We start from the raw sequence: 3798 nt of genomic DNA on the forward strand, positions 1-3798 counted from the left end.
ATAGTGCAATCGCGGAGGTGCAAACGCGGCTGAAGGGCGGAACAGCGCCGATAGCGGCGCCAATCCGGCGGCCCATTCCGAGTATTCCTGGTGGCGTCGCCGAATCCACCGACGGCGGCAAGACATGGAAGCGGGTCCAATAGATGGGCCAGCAACCGGGTATTGGCGAGGACGTCACCAGCCTCATGCCCGCCGTCGGGGATGATGTCACGCATTTGATGGGCGAGACGTCGGCCTCGCCGATGAACTTCGCCACGGTGAACGGTCAGCGCGTGCCGGTGGATGATGGGCCGGCCGATGCCATCGCGGGGTTTGCCCAGAACATCAACCCGCTCCCCGCGCTGCATAGTATTGGTCAAGCGGCCCAAGCCGGCTTACAGGTCTTCGGCGGCATGACCACGGGGAACGTGGACGCGGTCAAAGCTGGCGCGCAGACCTTGCGCGGGATGGCGGCAGACATCATCGCCGACCAGGCCAAGGTCAAGCAGGAAGCGGATACCGCCTGGGACCAGGGTGATCATGTGACCGCGGTGCGCAAGTATGCCGATTGGTTGCTCCCGGTCATTGGCCCTGTGCTCGATTCCGCGGCCGACAAGGCGCAGCAGGGACGGATCTGGCGCGCGGCGGGGGAATCGCTCGGCTTGGGCGCGTCGTTGTTTGGCCCGCAAGCGCTCCAAAATGCCCGCGTGAAGGTTCCCGCAGTGGCCAATGCACGTAATCCGATAGAGGCGGCGGCTGTCGACTTTGGCCGACAACAGGGTGTGCCGATCGATGCGGCGACCGCGACCGGCAACCCCTTTATTCGGAACGTCCAAAAAGGCACCGGTAATACCCCACTGGGAAGCCTCCCCGCCATGCGGATGCAAGGGGCACAATCCGAGGCCTTGGAAGGCGTCGGACGGAACCTCGCGCAACAAGCCCGCGGCGCGGCATCCACACCAGAAATGGCCGGATCGGCGATTGCTGAACAGCTGCAGGGAAAAATAGAAGCGCATGCGCAATATGCCTCCCATGCGTATGACGCGCTCGACAAGATCGCGGCTGATCCGAAGAATATCGTCACCGTACAGACCGGAATAAAACAGGTGCCTACCGGCGTACTTGATGCACAAGGTGCTCCGATCGTGAACGCCGTCCCGATTACTGAGAAGATCGCGATTCCCGTGGATTTGCGGGCGGTTCGGGCGGGCTTGCGTCCACTCTACGATCAGATTGCGCGGGCACTCCCCATCACCCAGCAGCAGGCGTCGGCCGGATTTCAAGCGCTGAGTAATATTGTCAAAGGACGCGACTACGAACCACTTTTGCAGACCGAACGCGACCTCGGCGCCCTAAAGGAAATTGCGCGCGGTGCCGATCTGCCTGAATTGCGCACGATCAGTCAAGGCCTTGGCGCGCAAGGGGTCACGAAGTTACAAACCGCCATTGACGCCGCCGCGGCAAAGGCTGGACCGAAAGCGCTTCAAGCGTTGAAGGACGGTCGGGCTGCGACCGCAGAAAAGTTCAAGACCGCGGACGTCTGGAAGGGGATCAGCGATGAGCCGGTGCGCGCCTTCCGAGCGGTGACAGCGGCACAGGATGCGGGCATTGAACAACTGCGGGCAATTAAATCCCAATCGCCTCTGTCTATTTCACAGATTGCCCGCGCCTGGATTGACCAGCAATTAACGAAAGCGACTAGTGAGGGTGCCTTTCAACGGGCACAACGATTGCAGAATACCTGGAATGAACTCGGGCCGGAAACGAAAAAGATTCTGTTTCCACAGAAGGGGCAAGTCACTGCCCTTGATAATTATTTTCGACTTGCGCGGATGATCGCGGAGAATCCGAATCCGAGCGGCACGGCGCTCACGCAAGCCTCATTAGCAACGATGGGCGGGTTATTTGTCGCTCCACTCTCGACGGCCACCGCCATTGGCGGAACCGGCGCCTTGTCTGCGATTCTGAATAGTCCAAAGGCGACGCGACTCTTTACGAAGGGGACGACGCTGGTCCTCGGGCCTGGGAAAGTTTCCACGGCCGCGCGTGCGTTAGGGCTCGCTGATGTATTGTCGGCGATGCGTGAGGCGGGGGTCGCAGGTCAAGCCGTGCCGGCCTCGGCAACAGCAGATCCAGCAGATAGGCCAGGCCCACCATGACCAGACACGCGATGACCATGACGAGGAATGCCCGCTCTGTGCGTTCGACACGCTGCTTCCAGCGCCGCCAATACATCAGCGCTGAGTGTATCATTCGGAGGGCATCATGGCCGCGACTGGTTTCCTGAATCCACACCAGCAATTCTTCGATGACGACGGGGATCCACTCGCCGGCGGCTTCATCTACACCTACACGGCTGGCACCTCGACGCCGGTCGCGACGTATTTCGCCAGCGATCTCTTGCCGGGCTCCGAGAATACGAATCCCATCGAGCTGGACTCGGCGGGCCGATGCATCATCTATCCGCCCACACCGGCCGGATTGAAGATCATCGTGAAGGATGCGAATCTCCTCACGGTCTACACCCAGGACAACGCCTCGCCAGCGGCGGTTGCCTCGTGACACCCACGGCCTATTGGGTCTATTGGACCGTGGCTGGCGTCGTCGCGCTGACGCCGATCTATGGGTTGCTCTATCTCATTTGGCGCGCGGTCGCACGCTGACCAGAGGGTTGGATGGGTGACGCCAGACCGGTTTCGGCGCATGAATGACCCCGTGTTGCGGTCAGAATTCGAGGATCGCTTGGACTCGTTCAAAGTGGCGCTCCATTCGGAAATCCTTCGGGCGAATGAGCACCAGGATGAACAGTTCAACGCGGGCTTCGTGAATCTCAGGACGACGGTCGAGACTGGATTCGACACGATTCGCGATGATTTGCGGAACAACCTCAAGAACTATGTGCCGATGGACGTCTTCAACGCGCGCATCTCGCCCGTGCAGGCGATTGCCTATGGTCTCGTGGGGCTCCTGATGGCGTTGATGTCGGGCCTCTTGACACTGGCGATGTGGAAGGGAAGCGGGGGCCATTGACGAATGCGCGAGACGGCGTGCATCCGGCACTCTTGGCGCGGATCGATAAGATTCTGCCGGCGCTGGCGCTCTGGGGCCATCCAATGCTGATCCTCGAAGGGGTCAGGACCGCCGAGCGGCAGGCGATCCTCTATGCACAAGGGCGGACGGCGCCCGGGGCGATCGTGACGCAATGTGACGGCCTGAAGACGAAAAGCCACCATCAGGTGCATGCGGACGGATTCGGTCATGCGGTCGATTGCGTGTTTCTCGTGGATGGGCAACCGAGCTGGAATCCCGCGTTACCCTGGGCGGTCTATGGCGCGATGGTCATCGCGGAAGGGTTGATCTGGGGCGGATCCTGGCATCACGGTCTCATCGATCTCCCCCATGCGGAATGGCCAGATGCGACGGGTGTGCCGGTATGACGCCCGCCGATAAGCTCGCGACCCTGACGCTGACCTTTCTCTTCGGCTGGGCCATTTTCATCGTCGTGAGCGCCTGTCTCTTGATCGCGGCTGGACTTGGATAAGACTATGAAATATTTCATTTTGAATGCGCCAATCTATTCGGGGAAGGCTGGGATATGGGTCATGGTCAAGTCTCTGCATAAGCAGGATGACAGCACGGTGACCGTTGAGGGGTTCAACGACCTGATCCTGTCGGTGCAACCGAGCGGGATCTGGGAATGGCGGCCACTCGGGACGGCCGGCAACTATGAGCGAGCCACACTGAACGGGTCGATCATCGTGTTCGACCCCTCCACACAGGCGCCGTTCGCCTATCCGATCCTGTCCTCGGTGGTGTGAT

The 3798-nt window shown here is 60.7% G+C and carries 5 protein-coding genes; all 5 read left to right on the forward strand.

The window, feature by feature from the left end; all coding sequences use genetic code 11:
• Positions 1 to 143: 143 nt before the first annotated feature.
• The 5 genes from EPO09_RS22280 to EPO09_RS22300 all read left to right on the forward strand — a co-directional run bounded on the left by EPO09_RS22280 (position 144) and on the right by EPO09_RS22300 (position 3797).
• On the forward strand, positions 144 to 2138 hold the full coding sequence (locus EPO09_RS22280) for a hypothetical protein (protein WP_290646841.1): 1995 nt from the start codon (positions 144 to 146) through the stop codon (positions 2136 to 2138).
• A gap of 106 nt (positions 2139 to 2244) precedes the next feature.
• Positions 2245 to 2541: a hypothetical protein gene (locus tag EPO09_RS22285; RefSeq protein ID WP_290646843.1), complete on the forward strand. Its 297-nt coding sequence runs from the start codon at positions 2245 to 2247 to the stop codon at positions 2539 to 2541.
• 141 nt (positions 2542 to 2682) lie between these two features.
• On the forward strand, positions 2683 to 3009 hold the full coding sequence (locus EPO09_RS22290; RefSeq protein ID WP_290646845.1) for a hypothetical protein: 327 nt from the start codon (positions 2683 to 2685) through the stop codon (positions 3007 to 3009).
• A 17-nt stretch (positions 3010 to 3026) separates the two neighbouring features.
• The gene (locus tag EPO09_RS22295; RefSeq protein ID WP_290646847.1) at positions 3027 to 3416 is read left to right on the forward strand and encodes a M15 family metallopeptidase; all 390 of its coding nucleotides are present in this window, start codon (positions 3027 to 3029) and stop codon (positions 3414 to 3416) included.
• Positions 3417 to 3524: 108 nt separating this feature from the next.
• The gene (locus EPO09_RS22300) at positions 3525 to 3797 is read left to right on the forward strand and encodes a hypothetical protein (RefSeq protein ID WP_290646849.1); all 273 of its coding nucleotides are present in this window, start codon (positions 3525 to 3527) and stop codon (positions 3795 to 3797) included.
• The last annotated feature ends 1 nt before the right edge of the window (position 3798 follow it).

Source organism: Aquabacterium sp., assembly GCF_004297345.1.
Lineage (GTDB): Bacteria > Pseudomonadota > Gammaproteobacteria > Burkholderiales > Burkholderiaceae_C > Aquabacterium.

Excerpts from the sequence above, each read along its gene's own strand:
- EPO09_RS22280 (WP_290646841.1), top strand. The coding sequence starts at position 144 with ATGGGCCAGCAACCGGGTATTGGCGAGGACGTCACCAGCCTCATGCCC.
- EPO09_RS22285 (WP_290646843.1), top strand. The coding sequence starts at position 2,245 with ATGGCCGCGACTGGTTTCCTGAATCCACACCAGCAATTCTTCGATGAC.
- EPO09_RS22290 (WP_290646845.1), top strand. The coding sequence starts at position 2,683 with ATGAATGACCCCGTGTTGCGGTCAGAATTCGAGGATCGCTTGGACTCG.
- EPO09_RS22300 (WP_290646849.1), top strand. The coding sequence starts at position 3,525 with ATGAAATATTTCATTTTGAATGCGCCAATCTATTCGGGGAAGGCTGGG.